This is a genomic window from Neisseria sp. P0024.S006 (genome assembly GCF_051956595.1).
In the GTDB taxonomy this organism is placed as follows: Bacteria; Pseudomonadota; Gammaproteobacteria; order Burkholderiales; family Neisseriaceae; genus Neisseria.
In genome coordinates, this window is the sequence record NZ_JBQCXH010000039.1 from 1 (window position 1) to 469 (window position 469).

Here is a 469-nt window from a genome sequence, read left to right on the forward strand (position 1 = left end):
TGTGCGTACAGCTCAAAGCGGCTGGATGAATGTTTGTCAGAATGTGGCGTATTGGCAGGAAGTTGGTGAATTGTCGAACGAACGCAATCATTCCGGTTTGAGTCAGATTTCTGTTCCTGTCTGTATGCCCAGCGGTGCGGTTTTGGGTGTGGTGCATGCCGAGTTTGATGTCAAAGACGGCGCGCCCGATGAAGTATTGGTGGCTTGGATTGCCCTTGCCTTGGCCTTGGCAGAACCTTTGAAAAACCTCTTGGGCGTAGCTGAAAACGAGGAAGCGGAAAATGAGTAACGCGTTGAAGTTTGTCGCGTCATGCCGTTTGCCTACGGAATGGGGCGAATTTACCATGCACGGCTTTGAAGAAGAGAGCGGTCAGGAACATGTCGCATTGACGATGGGTGATGTTTCAGACGGCCTGCCGGTGTTGTCGCGTATTCATTCTGAGTGCTTGACCGGTGATGCTTTATTTTC

General features: G+C 51.0%; 2 pseudogenes. Both read left to right on the forward strand.

Annotation, left to right across the window (positions count from 1 at the left end):
* Window positions 1–289 (forward strand): annotated as a pseudogene (locus ACTHUF_RS11150) (hypothetical protein); the annotation flags it as partial.
* Window positions 282–469 (forward strand): annotated as a pseudogene (locus tag ACTHUF_RS11155) (GTP cyclohydrolase II); the annotation flags it as partial. The pseudogenes ACTHUF_RS11150 and ACTHUF_RS11155, both read left to right, overlap by 8 nt.